Below are 17,806 nucleotides of genomic sequence, written 5' to 3' on the forward strand. Positions count from 1 at the left end.
CGTGCTCCGGAACACGAAGGACACGAAGGAGGGGCTGGGATGACACCCGATCAGGTACTGCTGGGCGCGGCCGGGGCCGGCGGGCTGGTGGCGGGGCTGCTGCTCCGCCGCCGGCAGCGGGCCCGAACGGTGCGACGGGCCAGGGCACTGCTCGACGCGACCGCCCGGGAGAGCGCCCGGGGCGGCCGGTGGGCTGCGTTCGGCCGGGCCCGGCCGGCCTGGCTGGTGCCGGAACTCCTGCTGCTGCCCGCCGGGTTGCTGGCCGGCCGGCTGAGCAGCTCGCCGGTGCCGCTGCTGGTGGCCGCACTCGCGGTGCTGCCGGTACGGCGATGGCGGAGCCGCCGTCGACGGGCGGCCGAGGCCGGGCGACGGGCCGTCGCGGTGATCGAGCTGTGCACGGGCCTGGCCGCCGAGCTGCGCAGCGGTGCGACGGCGCAGCAGGCCCTGCACACCGTGCTGGGCCGGGCGTCGGTGCTGACCGCGGGCCTCGGCGCCGAGTCCTCGGCCCGACTGGCGGCCGGGCGCTACGGCGCGGACATCCCGGCCGCGCTGCGCACCGTCGCCGAGCTGCCCGGCGGCCGCGGGGCGGCGGCGGTGGCCGCCTGCTGGCAGGTGACCGCCGAGAGCGGCACCGGCCTGGCCCCCGGGCTGGACCAACTCGCCGACGCGTTGCGGGCCGAGCGCGCCCTGGCGGAGGAGATCGAGGGCGAGCTGGCCGGTCCGAGGACCACCGTCGCGGTGCTGGCCGCGCTGCCGCTGATCGGGCTGCTGCTCGGGGCCGCGCTCGGGGCGGAGCCCGTGCGGATCCTGCTGCACACCCCGGCCGGGCTGGCCTGTCTGGCGGCGGGGGCCCTGCTGGAGGCGGCCGGGTTGGCCTGGACGGCCCGGATCGTCCGGGCGGCGGAGGATGCGCCGGAGCCCCGACCGGAGCCCCGACCGGAGCTCCGACCGGAGTCCCGGGCGGGGGCCGCCAGGCGGGCGGGTGGTTGCGGGCTCTCCCGGGTGCGGGCCGGTGTGCCGCCGCAGGACCGCTGGGTGGGGTCCGGCAGCTCGGCGGTCCGGGCGGAGGTGGCCTGGTGAGGCGGGAGCTGGTGTACGGGCTGGTGGTCGGGGTGGTGCTGTTCGGGGCCGGGGTTGAGCTGGTGCGGGTGGTCCGGCGGCGGAGGATCCGACGGCGGGTCAGGCGGTGGGGCGAGCCTGCCGGGAGGCCGTTCGCCCGACGTCGCCGGGCCGGGTCCGGTCGGCTCGGGCGGGCGCTGCGGGCCCGGGGGCTGACCAGACCGGTGCTGCTCGAACGGGCCGTCCCGGCGGCCGCAGGGGCAGGCGCGGCCGTGCTGGTCGGTGGTCCGGCCGGGTTGGTGGCGGGGCTGCTGGTCGGCCTGGCGGCCCGGCGGTGGCTGCCCCGGGTGCGCTCGCCGAGCGCCCGCCGGGCGGTGCTGGAGCAGGAGCGGCTGACCCGTCAACTGCCGCTTGCCGCCGAGCTGCTGGCGGCCTGCCTGGGCGCCAGCTCGGCGCCCGCCGCAGCCGCTGCCGCCGTGGCCGACAGCGTCGACCAGCCGATGAGCGGCCGACTGGCAGGGGTGGCAGCCGAGTTGGCGCTCGGAGCACCGCCGGAGGTGTGCTGGGAGCGGCTCGGCGCCGACTGCCCTTCACTCGCCCCGCTGGCGCGCTGCCTGGTCCGGACGAGCATCAGCGGCGCGCCGCCGATGGCCCCGCTGGTCGGCCTGGCGCACGCCCAGCGGGCCGCCGCGACCAGGGCCGCCCATGCCCGGGTCCGCCGGGCCGGGGTGCTGGCCACTGCGCCGTTGGGGGTCTGCTTCCTGCCCGCGTTCATTCTGATCGGCGTCGTGCCGGTGGTGATGGGGCTGACCGCGCTGTTCGCCGAGCGGGTGTGACCCGCGCGTTCCCGAGTGTCCGATCCAACCTGAAGGAGTCCCTGATGGCTGTTCACGTTGCCTACGCCCAGACCTACGCCCAGGCCCACGCCCGGGCCCAGGTCCAAGCCCGCCGCTCGCCCGGCCCGACCCGGCGGATCCGGGTGCTGCTCCGGCGGCGGGTCAGGTGGCTGGCGGTCCGGGCCCGGACCCGGGGCCTGGCCGGGCCCGGATCCCGGGCCGATGCCGGGATGACGACGGCGGAGTACGCCGTCGGCACGGTGGCGGCCTGTGGGTTCGCCGCGCTGCTCTACAAGGTGGTGACCAGCGGGGCGGTCTCCGGGGCGCTCAGCGAGCTGCTGACCCGGGCGCTCCATGCGGTGTGACCCCATGCGGGGCGACCGGAGCCGGGGTGACCGGCCGTCGGGCCCGCGCCGGCGCGGCGAGCGCGGGTTCGTCACGGCCGAGACGGCGGTGGCACTCCCGGCGCTGGTCCTGCTCTCCGCGCTGCTGGTCTGGGGCGTGGTCACGGCCGCCGCGCAGATCCGGTGCGTGGACGCGGCCCGGGTCGGCGCCCGGGCCGCCGCCCGAGGAGACGGCAACGCCGGGGCGCTGGCCCGCGCCGCCGCCCCGGCCGGTGCCAGCGTGAGCGTCTCGACCGGTGGCGACACCGTCCGGGTGACGGTCGAGGCCCCGAGCCCGGCCCCGGGGCGCCTTGGTGGCGCGCTGTCGGTACGGCTGCGCGCCGAGGCGGTGGCCGCCCGGGAGGACGTGCTCGGCTCCACGGGCGGGGGCGGGCCATGGCCGACCTGAGCGGCGGCGGGCCGGCCGGCCGAGCGCCCGACCGGGGCTCGGCGACGATCTGGCTGGTCGCCCTGGGGATGCTCGGCTGCGTGGTCTTCACGGTCAGCCTGGCCTTCGGTGCCGCGGTGGCGGCCAGGCACCGAGCGGAGTCGGCCGCCGACCTGGCCGCGCTGGCCGCAGCTGGCCACCTGATGCTCGATCAGGACGGCGGCTGCGGCCGGGCCGCCCGGATCGCGAGCGAGCACCGGGCCCGGCTGGTGAGCTGCACCGTGCGGGAGGCCATCGACGCGGTGGACGTCGTGGTCGAGGTCCCGGTCACCGGCCTGCCCGTCCCGGTCGGCCCGGCCCGGGCCCGCTCCCGGGCGGGGCCGGTCTGGGCCTGGGGCGACGGCGGCCCGGCGCCGGCCACCGACCGGTCGGGGGCCGCCCCGGCGGCCGGGGCGGAGCTGCCGGGCCGTCAGGGCCGGTCAGCCGCCCGGCCCGGAGCTCCGGCCAGCAGGATGTCCAGCAGCCGGACGGCCGCCTCCTTGTCCAACGGGTCGTTCCCGTTCCCGCACTTGGGCGACTGCACGCAGGACGGGCACCCCCGTTCGCACTCGCAGGCGGCGATCGCGTCCCGGGTCGCGGTCAGCCACTGCTCCGCGCCCAGGAAGCCGCGTTCGGCGAAGCCGGCGCCACCGGAGTGGCCGTCGTACACGAAGACGGTCGGCAGCCCGGTGTCCGGGTGCAGCGGCACCGACACCCCGCCGATGTCCCAGCGGTCGCAGGTGGCGAACAGCGGGAGCAGCCCGATCGAGGCGTGCTCCGCCGCGTGCGCCGCTCCGGGCAGCTGGTCGAACGGGATGTTCGCGTCCAGCAGCTGGTCCTCGGTGACGGACCACCAGACCGCGCGGGTGCGCAGCGTCCTGGGCGGCAGGTCGAGCTTGCTCTCGCCGAGGACCTCGCCGGTGGAGATCCGCTTGCGCAGGTACCCGACCACCTGGTTGACCACCTCCACCGAGCCGAAGCTGAGCCGGGCCTCGCCCCACTCCACGGTGGTGTCGGTGGCCAGCACCGAGATGGAGGTGATGTCCCGGGCGGACGTGCTGTAGGGCGGGGCGGCGGGCTCGACCAGGGCGACCGAGGTCTCCAGGTCGAGGTCCTGCACCAGGTAGGTGCGGCCCTGGTGCAGGTGGACCGCGCCGGTGTGCACAGTGGTGTGGGCGGCGGCCGCGTCCACGGTGCCGAGCAGCCGGCCGGTCGAGGCCTCGACGATCTGCACCGGGCTGCCGCCGCTGCCCCGCAGGTCCACCGAGTCCACGGCCCGCTCGCGCCGGGTCCAGTACCAGGAGCCCTCGGTCCGCTGCCGGAGCAGGCCGCGCTGTTCCAGCACCGGCAGCAGCTTCCCGGCGGAGGGGCCGAAGAGCGTCAGGTCGGCCTCGGTGAGCGGGAGTTCGGCGGCCGCCGCGCACAGGTGCGGGGCCAGGATGTGCGGGTTGTCCGGGTCCAGCACGGTGGCCTCGACCGGGGTGGCGAACAGCGCCTCCGGGTGGTGCACCAGGTAGGTGTCCAGCGGGTCGTCCCGGGCGATCAGCACGGCCAGCGCCCCCTGGGCCTCCCGCCCGGCCCGGCCGGCCTGCTGCCAGAGCGAGGCCCGGGTGCCGGGGTAGCCCGCCATCAGCACCGCGTCCAGGCCCGAGACGTCGACCCCGAGTTCCAGTGCGGAGGTGGAGGCCAGGCCGAGCAGCCGGCCGGAGTGCAGATCGCGTTCGAGCGCCCGGCGCTCCTCGGCCAGGTAGCCGCCCCGATAGGCGGCGACCCGGTCGGCGAGCGGCCGGCCGAGCTGGTCCTGGGCCTGCAGGGCGACCAGTTCGGCCGAGCGGCGGGAGCGGACGAAGACCACGGTGCGGGTGCCGCGCTCGACCAGTTCGGTGAGCAGGTACCCGGCCTCGGCGGTCGCGGTCCGGCGGACGGGGGCGCCCTGTTCGCCGACGTTCTCGGTCAGCGGCGGCTCCCAGAGCGCGAAGACCAGCGGTCCGCGCGGAGAGCCGTCCTCGGTCACCGCGACGGCGGGCAGCCCGGTCAGTCGGTGGGCGGTGGCCGCCGGGTCGGCGGTGGTGGCCGAGGCGAGCAAGAAGGTGGGGGAGGAGCCGTACCGCGCGCACACCCGCCGCAGCCGGCGCAGCACCTGCGCCACGTGCGAGCCGAACACGCCCCGGTAGCTGTGGCATTCGTCGATGACGACGTACTTCAGCGCCTTCAGGAACGAGGCCCAGCGCGGGTGGGCCGGCAGGATGCCCCGGTGCAGCATGTCCGGATTGGTCAGCACGTACGAGGCGTACTGGCGGACCCACTCGCGCTCCTCGGGCGGGGTGTCCCCGTCGTAGAGGGCGGCCCGGACGCGCTTCGGGGCGAGTTCGGCGGCCCGGCGGCGCTGGTCGGCGGCCAGCGCCTTGGTCGGCGCGAGGTAGAGCGCGGTGGCGCCGCGCCCGTTGCGGGCCTCGGTGCCCTCCAGCAGTTCGCTGAGCACCGGGGCCAGGTACCCGAGCGACTTGCCCGAGGCGGTTCCTGTGGCCAGCACCACAGTTTGGCCGGTTCTGGCCAATTTCATGGCTTCGGCCTGATGTGTCCAGGGTTCGTCGATGCCCAGGGCCTGCGCGGATGCGACGATCTCCGGGCGGATCCCGTCCGGCCACGGTGCACAGCGGGCCTGACGGGCGGCCAGATGCTCCGTATGGGTGAGGCGGTCGGCCCGGCCACGACTGGTGGACAGGGCGGCGAGCAGGGCCTCGGGCTGGTGGTGGCGGGGCGGCATGGGGACCCAGTGTGTCACCGGCGTGACGGAGAATCGCGCCAAGCCATCGTGCGGGCATGGTCGCAAGTGGTTGAATGAAGCCGTGACGGCCGCATGGCCGAGGGTCGCACCGCCGGGGCTCAACTGCCACGGCCGTGCCGTGCCCGGCCTGCGACCAACGCGGTGACGGCCACCCGGCCGAGGATCGCAATGACGTAGCAAGGCAAGGTGCTGGAGGTTCCGTGGACCTGTCCCTGTCGACCCGCACTGTCGGCGACCGTACGGTCGTCGAGGTAGGCGGCGAGATCGATGTGTACACCGCCCCCAAGCTGCGGGAGCAGTTGGTCGAGCTCGTCAACGACGGCAACTACCACCTGGTCGTCGACATGGAGGGCGTGGACTTCCTCGACTCGACCGGTCTCGGCGTACTGGTGGGCGGCCTGAAGCGAGTTCGCGCGCATGAGGGTTCGCTGCGCCTGGTGTGCAACCAGGAGCGCATTCTGAAGATTTTCCGGATCACCGGCCTGACCAAGGTCTTCCCGATCCACACCTCGGTGGACGACGCGGTCGCCGCCACCGACTGACCAGTCGTCAACGGGCCGGTGCGGGCGACCGCGTCGGCCCTTGGCGCTCTCACTGAAGCCCATCGGCTCGGTGCACCGGCGGGGCCCTCGGCCCCGCCGGTGGCCGGTGGTGGGCACTGCCCCGGCGGCGCATCGGCCAGCCCGCGCGAGTCCGAGGCGAGATCCCGGAGGGGAAGACAATGGCAACGGTCGAACTTCGGTTCAGCGCACTTCCCGAGCACGTCCGGACGGCCCGTCTGGTGGCCGCTGCGGTGGCGAGGCGCGCCGGAGTCGATGAGTCCGTCCTCGACGAGGTGCGGCTCGCGGTCGGAGAGGCCTGTTCGCGAGCGGTGAGCCTGCATCAGCGGGGCGGCGTGGAGGGCGCGGTGCGGGTCGCGCTGACCGACACGGAGAAGCGTTTCCTCATCGAGGTGGAGGACGAGGCCGGTCCGGCCGGTCTGCCCCCGGTCGGCTCCGACGCCGAGGAGATGGGCGAGGACGCCGAGGACGCGCTCGGGCTCGCGGTGATCACCGCGCTGGTCGAGGACGTCGAGGTCACCTCGGGTGCCAACGGCGGGCTGATCCGGATGAGCTGGGTCGTGTCGACGAACCCGGTGCAGCTCTGAGCCGCCCACTTTTCCAGGGTCGGCATTGACAAATTGTTGAAGTAGGCGGTTCCCTGCTCTCGGGCGCGATCGGTTCGGTTCGAGAGAAGGACACCTTTCGCATGCGCATCCGCATTCTGTGGCCGGCCGGTCAGGCCACTGCCACCCTGAGGCCGACGCCCACCTCCGAGGCGCTCCGGGCCGTCCTGCCGATCGCCTCCACCGCCCGCACCTGGGGCGAGGAGGTCTACTTCGACACCCCGGTCTCGGTGGCCCGCGAGGACGACGCCCAACAGGTGGTCGAGCCCGGCACGGTGGCCTTCTGGACCGACGGCGACAGCCTCGCCCTCCCGTACGGCCCGACCCCGGTCTCGCGCGGCGACGAGTGCCGGCTGGCCAGCCCCTGCAACCTGCTCGGCGTGCTGGACGGCGATCCGGGCGTGCTGCGCACCGTCCGGGACGGGGACCCGATCCGGGTGGAGTCGGCCTGAGCCTGCGGGGTCCCGTGTAGGTTCGGCTGCGTGAAGCGTGATGTGAAGCTCGAACGGCGGCTGTGGGCCGTCCCTGCACTGGGTCTCCTGCTGGCGGCTGGCGCGGTCGGGTGCGGCGGCAACGACACCGCCGCACTGGACTCCTGGGCCAAGAAGGTCTGCGACTCCGTGCAGAGCCCGATCGCGCAGTCCCAGACCGCGCTCGCCGACACCGGCAAGGTGACGCCGGGTGAGGCGCCGGTCGACCTGCAGAAGCGGCTCGCGGCCGACGTCGGGACGCTGGCAGCGACCAACCAGCAGCTGGCGGAGGCGATCTCCACCGCCGGTGCGCCGAAGATCGACGGCGGGGCGGGCGTGCAGCAGGGCGCGGCCGACGAGTTGAAGAAGGCGGCCCAGGGCTACCTGGACGTCCAGCAGAAGCTCACCGCGCTGCCCACGGCGGAGCAGGCGAAGTTCGCGGACGGTCTGCGCAGCGTCGGCGACCAGGTGCAGCGCCTGGCCCAGCAGTCCACCGCGGCGCTCAACAAGCTGCAGAGCGGCGAGTTGGGCACCGCCATCGCCAAGCAGCCGGGCTGCAAGCGCGATGCGCAGCCGGCCGTGAGCGCTTCCCCGGGGGCGGGCACGGGCACGGACGCGAGTGCGGCCCCGAGCACCGACCCGGGCGCGGCGGCGAGCACGCCCGCGGGCACGGCCCCCGCCGCCGCGCCCACCACCCCCGCTGCCACCCCCGCTCCGGGCACCAGCGGCTGAACCGGCCCGGTCACCGCGCGACAATGGGCGGGTGACCAACAGCCCTGTCCTTGACCACGACCGTCTCGCCGAGCTGCGCGAGGCGCTGCTCGCCGCCGCGTACACCGCCGACGGCTGCCTCGACCTGCTCGGGTCCACCGGGTACGCCGCGCTGGCCCGGAGCGAGGCGGTGCCCGCGCTGCGGGCCACCACCGGCGGCAGCCCGCTGGAGACGCTGGTGCGGCTGTTCCTGCTCCAGCAGCCGGTGCCGTACGCCGCTGCCGCCGCCGCGCTGCCGGTCGAGAGCTGCCTGACGGACCGTTGGCTGGTCCGCGACGGCGACGACGCGGTGCGGGCCACCGTGGACGTGCGCCCGTACGCCAACGAGGTGGCCGGGCTGCCGAGTGCGGACGCCTGGGTGGTGTCCGACCTGGGCTGCGCGGTCGGCGGGGCGGGCGGGATCGGCTCCGGGGAGGTCGCGCACGGGGTGGCCAGGAAGGACCTGGTGCTCGGTGTCGGCGGCGCCTCGACCACGCTGGCCAACCTGGCCGTGCGCCGCCCGGCGCGCCGGGTGCTGGACCTCGGTTCGGGCTCCGGCGTGCAGGCGCTGCACGCCGCCCGGCACGGCAGCCACGTCACCGCCACCGACCTCAACCCGCGGGCGCTGCACTTCACCGCGCTGACCCTGGCGCTGTCCGGCTTCACCGGGTTCGAGACCGCCGAGGGCAGCCTGTTCGAGCCGGTCGGGGAGCAGCGGTTCGACCTGATCGTCTCCAACCCGCCGTTCGTGATCTCGCCCGGCAGCCGGTTCGTCTACCGGGACGGCGGGATGGCCGGCGACGAGCTGTGCCGCAGCATCGTCCGGGGCGCCGCCGCGCACCTGGAGCCGGGCGGCTACTGCCACCTGCTCGCCAACTGGCAGCACGTCAAGGGCGAGGACTGGCAGGACCGGCTGGCCGGCTGGGTGGCCGGCACCGGGCTGGACGCCTGGGTGGTCCAGCGCGAGGTCCAGGACGTGGCCCAGTACGCCGAGTTGTGGCTGCGCGACGGCGGCGACCACCGGGGCCCCGGCTCGGACTACCAGGTCCGGTACGGGGAGTGGCTGGACGCCTTCGAGGCCGCCGGGGTGGAGGGCATCGGCTTCGGCTGGATCACCCTGCGGGCGGGCGGCGCGGCCGAGCCGGTGGTCCGGATCGAGGAGTGGCCGCACACCGTGGAGCAGCCGCTCGGCCCGCACATCGAGAGCTGGTTCGCCCGGCAGGACTTCCTCCGGACACACGACGACGCGGCGCTGCTGTCGGCCCGCTACCAGCTCGCCGACGAGGTGGTGCAGGAGCAGCTCGGCGCGCCCGGCGCGGAGGACCCGGAGCACGTGATCCTCCGGCACAACCGGGGCATGCGGCGGGCCACCGCGGTGGACACCGTCGGCGCCGGTTTCGTCGGGGTCTGCGACGGCACCCTGGCGGCCGGGGAGATCGTCGACGCGATCGCCCAACTGCTCGGCGAGGACCGGGTGGTGCTGCGGGACCGGGTGCCCGGGTCGCTGCGGATGCTGACCGAGCAGGGCTTCATCGAGCCGGTCGGGTAGTCGTACTCCGGTTCGGTTCATCTGCCGGTACCCCCGCTGTTGCCCGGCGTACGCCGGACGGCAGCCGCCGGTTGGCTGCGGCCTGCCACGCTCCCTGTCCACAGGCTGTGGACAGGGACGGGGCTGGGGAGCGATGGAGACGCCGACGGCGTTGGCCGCAGGGGTGGTACTCACGGGCTTCGGTGGCGCGCTGCTGCTCTGGTGCGCCGTCGAACTGCGCCTTCGCCACCACCTGCGCCGCCACGGCGTGCCCGCCACCGCCCGGGTGCTGGCCGACCGGGACCCGTACGGTGAGCCCTACGACGACACCTACGGCGAGCTCGACAGCGCCCCGCTGCTGTCCTTTCCGGCCGGTCCCGGCGAGTCGGTGCTGGCCCGGCCGCGCGGGTTCACCCCGCTGCGCCGGCCGTCCTGGCTCCGTCCGGGCACGACCGTACCGGTCGCATACGATGCACGGCGGCCGACCCGGGTCGTGCTGACCGTCCCCGACGCGGCCTCGGCGGTGCCCGGCGACGTGTTCTGGGCGCTGCTCGGCACCAGTGCACTGGCCGGCGGCCTGAGCCTGCTCGGCACCGTCCTGGCCCGTTAGCCGCAGCTCGCGACCGGTTCGGCCGATCGGCCCCCGGACGACCGGAATCCGACCCCGGGACACCCCGGAACCCCCTCCGCGCGGCAGGAACGCGCATCATCGGGTTACCGTTCGAGTGGCGTCGGTCGGCCTTGCCGGTGAAAAAGTGCGATCCGTTCGTTTGACAAGAGTGGCCGGGGTACGGTCACACTCCGCTGGTGGGGCCGTCGCACAGTGGCAGCCTCGACGAGGACCACGGGCAGGAGCCGGGGGTCGGGGGCGGGTCGAACGCCACCGGTCCACGGCCGCGTCGCCAGCAGACATTACGACCGGGAGAGAAGAGCGAAGGTGTCCCCGAGCAGCGAGACCGCGCACGGCAAGCGACTCGTGATTGTCGAGTCGCCGGCCAAGGCGAAGACGATCAAGGGCTACCTCGGCCCCGGCTACATCGTCGAGGCCAGCGTCGGGCACATCCGCGACCTGCCCGGCACGGCCGCCGAGGTCCCCGACCAGTACACCGGCGAGGTGCGCCGCCTGGGCGTCGACGTCGACCACGACTTCGCCCCGATCTACGTGGTGAACGCGGACAAGAAGTCCCAGGTCTCCAAGCTCAAGGCCCTGCTCAAGGAGTCCGACGAGCTCTTCCTCGCCACCGATGAGGACCGCGAGGGCGAGGCCATCGCGTGGCACCTGCAGGAAGTGCTCAAGCCCAAGGTCCCGGTCAAGCGGATGGTCTTCCACGAGATCACCAAGGCCGCGATCCAGGAGGCCGTGGCCAACCCGCGCGAGCTGAACCAGCGCCTGGTGGACGCCCAGGAGACCCGCCGCATCCTCGACCGCCTGTACGGCTACGAGGTCTCGCCGGTCCTGTGGAAGAAGGTCATGCCGAAGCTCTCGGCCGGCCGGGTCCAGTCCGTCGCGACCCGCCTGGTGGTCGAGCGCGAGCGGGAGCGGATCGCCTTCCGCTCCGCCTCCTACTGGGACCTGACCGCCACCTTCGGCACCGGCCGCACCGCCGCCGACGCCGCCAACCCGGAGAGCTTCGGCGCCCGGCTGTCCACCGTGGACGGCAAGCGGATCGCCAGCGGCCGCGACTTCGGCTCGGACGGGCAGATCAAGGGCGCCAACACCCTGCACCTGGACGAGACGGCCGCCCGCGCGCTGGCCGCCGCCCTGGAGCAGACCGCGTTCAGCGTCCGCAGCGTCGAGTCCAAGCCGTACCGCCGCTCGCCGTACGCGCCGTTCCGCACCACCACGCTGCAGCAGGAGGCCAGCCGCAAGCTGGGCTTCGGCGCCAAGCGGACCATGCAGGTGGCCCAGAAGCTGTACGAGAACGGCTTCATCACCTATATGCGTACCGACTCCACCACGCTGTCGGAGACCGCGATCAACGCGGCCCGGGCCCAGGTCACCCAGCTCTACGGGGCCGACTACCTGCCGGACGCGCCGCGCACCTACGCCAGCAAGGTCAAGAACGCGCAGGAGGCGCACGAGGCGATCCGCCCCTCCGGCGACCGCTTCCGCACCCCGGCCGAGACCGGGCTGAGCAGCGACGAGTTCCGGCTCTACGAGCTGATCTGGATGCGCACCGTCGCCTCCCAGATGAAGGACGCCGTCGGCCAGTCGGTGACGGTCAAGGTCGGTGGCCGGGCCGCCTCCGGGCAGGACGTGGAGTTCTCCGCCTCCGGCAAGATCATCACCTTCCACGGCTTCCTCAAGGCCTACGTCGAGGGCGCCGACGACCCGAACGCCGAGCTGGACGACCGCGAGCGCCGGCTGCCCCAGGTCGCCGAGGGCGACCCGCTGGCCGCCGAGCAGCTCAACCCGGAGGGCCACGCCACCAAGCCGCCGGCCCGCTACACCGAGGCCTCGCTGGTCAAGGAGCTGGAGGACCGGGAGATCGGCCGTCCGTCGACGTACGCGTCGATCATCGACACGATCATCAACCGGAAGTACGTCTTCAAGAAGGGCACGGCGCTCGTCCCCTCCTTCCTGTCGTTCGCCGTGGTGAACCTGCTGGAGAAGCACTTCGGCCGGCTGGTCGACTACGACTTCACCGCCCGGATGGAGGACGACCTCGACCGGATCGCCGCCGGTGAGGCGCAGTCCGTGCCGTGGCTCAAGCGGTTCTACTTCGGCGAGGCCGCGGGCGTCGCCGGTGTCGGTGGCGCGGCCGACGCGGGCAACGGCGACGGCGACCACCTCGGCGGCCTCAAGGAGCTGGTGACCGACCTGGGCGCGATCGACGCCCGGGAGATCAGCTCGTTCCCGCTGAACGACGAGATCACCCTGCGGGTGGGCCGGTACGGCCCGTACGTGGAGAAGGCCTCGAAGGTCGAGGGCGAGCCCGGCCAGCGCGCCGACGTGCCGGACGAGATGCCGCCGGACGAGCTGACCGTCGAGCTGGCCGAGGAGCTGCTGGCCAAGCCGAGCGGCGACTTCGAGCTGGGCCAGGACCCGGAGTCCGGCAACATGCTGGTCGCCAAGGACGGCCGCTACGGCCCGTACGTGACCGAGATCCTGCCCGAGGGCACCCCGAAGACCGGCAAGAACGCGGTCAAGCCGCGCACCGCCTCGCTGCTCAAGACGATGCAGCTGGACTCCGTCACGCTGGCGGACGCGCTGCGGCTGCTCTCGCTGCCCCGGGTGGTCGGCACCGACGCCGAGGGCGTGGAGATCACCGCGCAGAACGGCCGGTACGGCCCGTACCTCAAGAAGGGCACCGACTCGCGGTCGCTCACCGACGAGGAGCAGATGTTCACGGTCACCCTCGAGGAGGCCCTGGCCATCTACGCCCAGCCCAAGCAGCGCGGGCGGGCCGCGGCCGCGCCGCCGCTGAAGGAGCTCGGCAACGACCCGGTCAGCGAGCGTCCGGTCGTGGTCAAGGACGGCCGTTTCGGACCGTACGTGACCGATGGCGAGACCAATGCGACGCTCCGCAAGGACGACGACGTCGACACCATCACGCCCGAGCGCGGCTACGAGCTGCTGGCCGAGAAGCGGGCCCGCGGACCGGTGAAGAAGAAGGCCGTGGCGAAGAAGGCCCCGGCCAAGAAGGCCGCTCCGGCCAAGACGGCGGCGGCCAAGAAGACGGCCGCCAAGAAGACCACCACGGCGAAGAAGGCCACGACGGTGAAGAAGACCGCCGCCAAGAAGGTCGCGGCGAAGAAGACCGCGGCGGCTCCGGACGAGGGCTGACCCCCGGTCAGGACCGAGGGCCCGTGCCGCGGCACGGGCCCTCGGTGTGTCACAACCCAGTCATGACCGGGCATCCGGAGGGGCTTCCCCCCTTTGGGGGTGGGCGCCGACCGCTACGCTGACGGTATGACGAGCGAGGAGCAGCCCACCCGGACGAGCGCACCGGAACTTCCGGAGGTGCGGCCCGCCGGGACACCCGGCGAGCGGGCCAGGGCGCTGCTGCGGCTGCGCCCCTACCGGCGGCTCTGGACGACGCAGCTCGTCGGCGGCGCCGGCGACCGGCTCGGCCTGCTGGTGCTGATCGGCCTGACCTGGGTCGCGGCGCTGGTCGGCGGCCAGCTCGGCCACGGCTACCGGGGCCAGGCACTGGCGGTCGCCGCCGTGCTCGGCGCGCGGCTGCTCGCCACCCTGGTCTTCGGCGCGGCCCTGCTCGGACCGGTGCACAGTCTGTTCGGCGGGCGACTGGACCGGCGCTGGACCATGCTCGGTGCCGACGTCTTCCGAGCGGTTCTGATCGGTCTGGCGCCCTGGTGGCTCAGCTGGTCGGCCGGTTCGGCGACCTGGCTGCTGCTCGGCACCGCCTTCCTCACCGGTGCGGCCGAGCGGGTCTGGTCGGTGGCCAAGGACGCGGCCGTCCCCGGCCTGCTGCCCGCTGCCGATCCGTACGCCCCGCAGTCCGAGCAGCGGCCCTCGGCCTCGATGCTCGAGACCGTCCGGGCCGTCGACCTGCGCACCGGCTGGGCCACCGTGCCGATCGCGGGTGCGCTGCTGGTCGGGCTGACCCTGCTCAACAACGTCTTCGCAGCCTTCGGCTCGGACTGGCTGAGGGTGCATCAGTTCACCACCGCCGGGGTCGGTGCCGCCCTGCTGCTGGCCGCCTCCGCCGTGCTGACCTTCCTTCAGGAGCTGCCGAGCCGCGCCTTCGGCGCCCCGCGCTCCCCGCTGCAGGGCCTGCGCGCCCCGACCGACGCCACCGCCGGCCCCGCGCTGAGCAAGGGCCGGACGGGTTCGGCCCCCTTCTTCACCTTCGCCGTCGCCGCCGCGTACGCCTCGATGGCGGGCGTCGCCGCGCTCGGCCTGCTGACCGCGCTGGACCACCGGGCCGGACCGATCGGTTTCGGCCTGGTGGTGCTCGCCGCCGCCGGTACCCCCGCGATCGGGGTCCGGATCACCCGCTCGCTGCTGCCCTCGCTCTCCCGCCGCCGGCTGCTCGCGCTCGCCCTGATCACCGAGGGCGTGGCGCTGATCCTGGCCGGGCTGGTGCTGGACTTCGTGCTGGTCCTGCTGCTCACCGCGCTGGCCGGCCTGGCCGCCGGCGTGGTGGTCGGCACCGGCCGGACGCTGCTCGCCCAGGAGGTCGAGGAGCTCCGGCTGCCCAAGGTCACCGAGCACCTGTACGCGGTGCTGCGGGCGGTGGTCGGGGCCGCGCTGGTGCTGATGCCGCTGCTCGCCGCCGGGTACGGCGAGATCCGGTTCGGCCAGGTCAGGGCCGGCAGCTTCACCTTCATCCACGACGGTGCCGCGCTGGCGATCGGGACGGCCGGGCTGCTGACCCTGGTGCTGGCCGCCGTGGTGCTGCTGAAGACCGACGACCAGCGGGGCGACGTCCCGTTCGGCCGCGAGCTGGTCCGGGTCCTGCGGGGTTCCGACGCGGTGCCGCCGCACCGGGTGGGCGGCACCGGGTTCTTCATCGCCCTGGAGGGCGGCGACGGGGCCGGCAAGTCCACCCAGGCGACCGCGCTGGCCGAGTGGATCCGCAGCAAGGGCCACGAGGTCGTGGTCACCCGCGAGCCCGGCGGCAGCCCGATCGGGCAGCGGCTGCGCGCACTGGTCCTGGACGTCGGCAACACCGGGCTCTCGCACCGGGCCGAGGCGCTGATCTACGCGGCGGACCGGGCCGAGCACGTCGAGAACGTGATCCGCCCCGCGCTGGAGCGCGGCGCGGTGGTCATCACCGACCGGTACATGGACTCCTCGATCGCCTACCAGGGCGCGGGCCGGGACCTGGCCGCCACCGAGGTCGCGCGGATCTCGCGCTGGGCGACGGGCGGACTCGTCCCCGATCTGACCGTGGTGCTGGACGTCGCGCCGGAGGCGGCGCGCGAGCGCTTCACCGAGGCGCTCGACCGGCTGGAGTCCGAGCCGACCGAGTTCCACGCCCGGGTGCGCGCCGGGTTCCTGGCGCTGGCCGCCGCCGACCCCGCGCGCTACCTGGTGGTCGACGGCAGCCAGGCACCCGCCGCCGTCACCACCGCACTGCGGCACCGGCTCGACCGTGAGCTGCCGCTCTCCGACCAGGAGAAGGCCGCACAGGTCGAGCAGGACCGGCTGGCCCGCGAGGAGGCCCAGCGCCGCGCCGCCGAGGCGGCCCGGGTGAAGGCCGAGGCCGAGGAGGCCGAGCGCAAGCGGCTCGAACTGCTGGCGGAGCTTCGGGCCGAGCAGGCTGAGAAGGACCGGCTGGCGCGGGAGGAGGCCGAGCGGGTCGCCGCCGAGGCAGCCGCCAAGGCGGCCGAGGAGGCCCGGATCGCCGCCGAGGCCGAGGCCGCCCGGCGGGCCGAGCAGGAGGCCGTCCGCGCCGCCGAGGAGGCGGAGCGGCTCAAGGTCGAGCTGGCGGAGCGGGAGCGGCTGGCCGCGGAGGCGGCCGCGCAGGAGGAGATCCAGCGGCAGCGCGAGCTCCAGCGGGCCGAGCAGCGGCGCCGGGCGGAGGAGGCGTTGCAGCGGGCGGAGGCCGCGCGGGTGGCTGCCGCCGCGGCGGCCGGCGCGGCTGCCGCCGCCGGGGAGAGCACGACGACGGTGGAGCTGCCGCAGGTCGGCGGTGCCGGCGACGACAGCACCAGGGAGATCCGGAAGCCGGCGCCGGTGGACGAGACCGCGGTGCTGCCGAAGGTGCCGGCGGCGGACGAGACGGCCGTGCTGCCCGCGGTGCCTGCGGTGGACGAGACGGCGGTGCTGCCCACGGTGGCACCGGACCGGGCCGCGGCGAAGAAGGCGGAGCCCAAGAAGGCGGCGCCGAAGGCCGCGCAGGACCGGGTGCCGCCGGGGTTGTGGCGGGACGAGGCGCCGGTCGAGAGCCCGGCCGAGACCACCCGGGAGTTGCCGGTGGTCGAGCCGCGGCCGCGGCCGTCCTGGGCGGAGGAGACCCCGATGGACGACCTGCCCAGCCTGACCGACACCCTGCTCGGCTCCCGCGAGGAGTGGGCGCAGTGGCAGCAGGACGAGGAGCAGCCGCCGGAGGAGAAGCCGCGCAAGCGGCGCAGCTGAGGCACCCGGCCGCTCGGCCGGCCGGGGCTCGGGGTCGGCGTCGCGGTTCCCCCGAGCCCCTGATCGTGGCCTGAGCGGTTGCCAGGAGGTGTCCGCCCGGAGGGTTAGGCTCGGGGCGGGACGAGCGGCTGGAGTGCGGCGTGAGTGTGTGGGACGACCTGGTCGGCCAGGATCGGGTGGTCGAGCAGCTGACGGCCGCCGCGCGGGCCGCCCGTGCGACGGTGTTGGCGGGCCGTACGGCTGACGCCCCGGCGGGGAACGCCTCGCTGATGACGCACGCCTGGCTGTTCACCGGCCCCCCGGGAGCCGGGCAGACCACCGCCGCGCGGGCGTTCGCGGCCGCGCTCCAGTGCACCAGCCCGGACCTCGATCTGGGCGGCGTCCCGGGCTGCGGCTTCTGCGACGGCTGCCACACGGTGCTCGCGGGCAGCCACGCCGACGTGAAGTACGTCCGGACGGACGGGCTGTCGATCGGTGTGGGTGACATGCGTGAGCTGGTGATGCGCGCGTCCAGCTATCCGACCGGCGGCCGCTGGTCGGTGATCCTGGTGGACGCCGCGCACCGCCTGACCGAGTCGGCGGCCAACGCGCTGCTCAAGGGGGTGGAGGAGCCGTCCCCGCGGACGGTCTGGCTGCTCTGCGCCCCCTCGGTGCAGGACGTGCTGCCCACCATCCGCTCCCGCTGCCGGCTGCTGGTGCTCCGGACGCCGGCCGCCGAGGCGGTGGCGGACATGCTGGTCCGGCGGGACGGCGTCGAGCCGGAGACGGCCAGGCTGGCCGCGCTGGCCGGGCAGGGCGACGTGGAGCGGGCCCGGCGGCTCGCGGTGGACGACCAGGCCAGGGCCCGGCGGCTGGACGTGCTGCGGATCCCGCTCGAAGTGGCGGACATCGGCGGCTGCCTGGCCGCCGCCCAGCGGCTGGTGGACACGGCGAAGGCGGACGCCGAGGCGCTGGCCGAGACCCAGGACGCCAAGGAGACCGGTGATCTGCGGGCCGCGTACGGCGCGACCGAGGGCAGCCGGGCGCCGCGCGGCATGGCGGGTGCGGTGAAGGACCTGGAGAAGCGGCAGAAGAGCCGGGCCACCCGGACCAGGCGGGAGACGCTCGGGGTCGCGCTGCTCGACCTGCTGGGCTTCTACCGGGACGTGCTGGCGCTCCAGTTCGGTGCGGGCGGTCCACTGTCCAACGAGGACCAGCGCCAGGCGCTGGCCCGGGTCGCGGGCCAGGGCACGGCGGAGAACACGCTGCGCCGGATCGAGGCCGTGCTGGCCTGCCGCCGCGCGCTGGACCGGAACGTCGACCCGCTGCTGGCGGTCGAGGCGATGACGGTGGCGCTCCGCGCGGGCTGAGGT

14 protein-coding genes and 1 pseudogene are annotated in these 17,806 nt (G+C 74.7%); 14 read left to right on the plus strand and 1 reads right to left on the minus strand.

Annotated elements, in window-relative coordinates:
* Positions 1-39: 39 nt before the first annotated feature.
* The 5 genes and pseudogenes from ABT118_RS02060 to ABT118_RS02080 all read left to right on the plus strand — a co-directional run.
* The gene (locus tag ABT118_RS02060) at positions 40-1,080 is read left to right on the plus strand and encodes a type II secretion system F family protein (RefSeq protein WP_350644259.1); all 1,041 of its coding nucleotides are present in this window, start codon (positions 40-42) and stop codon (positions 1,078-1,080) included.
* Entirely contained in the window at positions 1,077-1,895 is an 819-nt protein-coding gene (locus tag ABT118_RS02065; protein ID WP_350644260.1) for a type II secretion system F family protein, read from the plus strand. The genes ABT118_RS02060 and ABT118_RS02065 overlap by 4 nt, the downstream gene beginning before the upstream one ends.
* Before the next feature lie 44 nt (positions 1,896-1,939).
* Positions 1,940-2,260, plus strand: coding sequence for a DUF4244 domain-containing protein (locus ABT118_RS02070; RefSeq protein ID WP_350644261.1), 321 nt, complete (start codon positions 1,940-1,942; stop codon positions 2,258-2,260).
* A gap of 4 nt (positions 2,261-2,264) precedes the next feature.
* A complete protein-coding gene (locus ABT118_RS02075; protein WP_350644262.1) occupies positions 2,265-2,687 on the plus strand; it encodes a TadE family type IV pilus minor pilin in 423 nt (140 codons plus the stop codon).
* Positions 2,675-2,989, plus strand: a pseudogene (locus tag ABT118_RS02080) (Rv3654c family TadE-like protein); the annotation flags it as partial. The gene ABT118_RS02075 and the pseudogene ABT118_RS02080, both read left to right, overlap by 13 nt.
* A 146-nt stretch (positions 2,990-3,135) precedes the next feature.
* Here the strand turns inward: ABT118_RS02080 and ABT118_RS02085 are convergent.
* Entirely contained in the window at positions 3,136-5,472 is a 2,337-nt protein-coding gene (locus ABT118_RS02085) for a DEAD/DEAH box helicase (protein WP_350644263.1), read from the minus strand.
* Positions 5,473-5,693: 221 nt separating this feature from the next.
* On the opposite strand from ABT118_RS02085, the gene bldG reads away from it, so the two are divergent.
* The 9 genes from bldG (at position 5,694) to ABT118_RS02130 (ending at position 17,803) form a co-directional block, all read left to right on the plus strand.
* The gene (bldG, locus tag ABT118_RS02090; protein WP_014178436.1) at positions 5,694-6,035 is read left to right on the plus strand and encodes an anti-sigma factor antagonist BldG; all 342 of its coding nucleotides are present in this window, start codon (positions 5,694-5,696) and stop codon (positions 6,033-6,035) included.
* Positions 6,036-6,214: 179 nt separating this feature from the next.
* Entirely contained in the window at positions 6,215-6,640 is a 426-nt protein-coding gene (locus tag ABT118_RS02095) for an ATP-binding protein (RefSeq protein WP_350644264.1), read from the plus strand.
* 101 nt (positions 6,641-6,741) lie between these two features.
* On the plus strand, positions 6,742-7,110 hold the full coding sequence (locus ABT118_RS02100; RefSeq protein WP_350644266.1) for a cyclophilin-like fold protein: 369 nt from the start codon (positions 6,742-6,744) through the stop codon (positions 7,108-7,110).
* A 30-nt stretch (positions 7,111-7,140) separates the two neighbouring features.
* Positions 7,141-7,860, plus strand: coding sequence for a hypothetical protein (locus tag ABT118_RS02105; protein ID WP_350644267.1), 720 nt, complete (start codon positions 7,141-7,143; stop codon positions 7,858-7,860).
* 31 nt (positions 7,861-7,891) lie between these two features.
* Positions 7,892-9,427, plus strand: coding sequence for a DUF7059 domain-containing protein (locus ABT118_RS02110; RefSeq protein WP_350644268.1), 1,536 nt, complete (start codon positions 7,892-7,894; stop codon positions 9,425-9,427).
* Between the two features lie 133 nt (positions 9,428-9,560).
* Positions 9,561-10,016, plus strand: a complete 456-nt coding sequence (locus ABT118_RS02115; protein WP_350644270.1) for a DUF3592 domain-containing protein — start codon at positions 9,561-9,563, stop codon at positions 10,014-10,016.
* 327 nt (positions 10,017-10,343) lie between these two features.
* Positions 10,344-13,193, plus strand: a complete 2,850-nt coding sequence (gene topA, locus ABT118_RS02120) for a type I DNA topoisomerase (protein WP_350644271.1) — start codon at positions 10,344-10,346, stop codon at positions 13,191-13,193.
* 126 nt (positions 13,194-13,319) lie between these two features.
* The gene (gene tmk / locus ABT118_RS02125; RefSeq protein WP_350644272.1) at positions 13,320-16,454 is read left to right on the plus strand and encodes a dTMP kinase; all 3,135 of its coding nucleotides are present in this window, start codon (positions 13,320-13,322) and stop codon (positions 16,452-16,454) included.
* Between the two features lie 140 nt (positions 16,455-16,594).
* A complete protein-coding gene (locus ABT118_RS02130) occupies positions 16,595-17,803 on the plus strand; it encodes a DNA polymerase III subunit delta' (RefSeq protein WP_350644273.1) in 1,209 nt (402 codons plus the stop codon).
* Positions 17,804-17,806 lie beyond the last annotated feature (3 nt).

Source organism: Kitasatospora sp. NPDC002040 (assembly GCF_040296785.1).
GTDB lineage: Bacteria > Actinomycetota > Actinomycetes > Streptomycetales > Streptomycetaceae > Kitasatospora.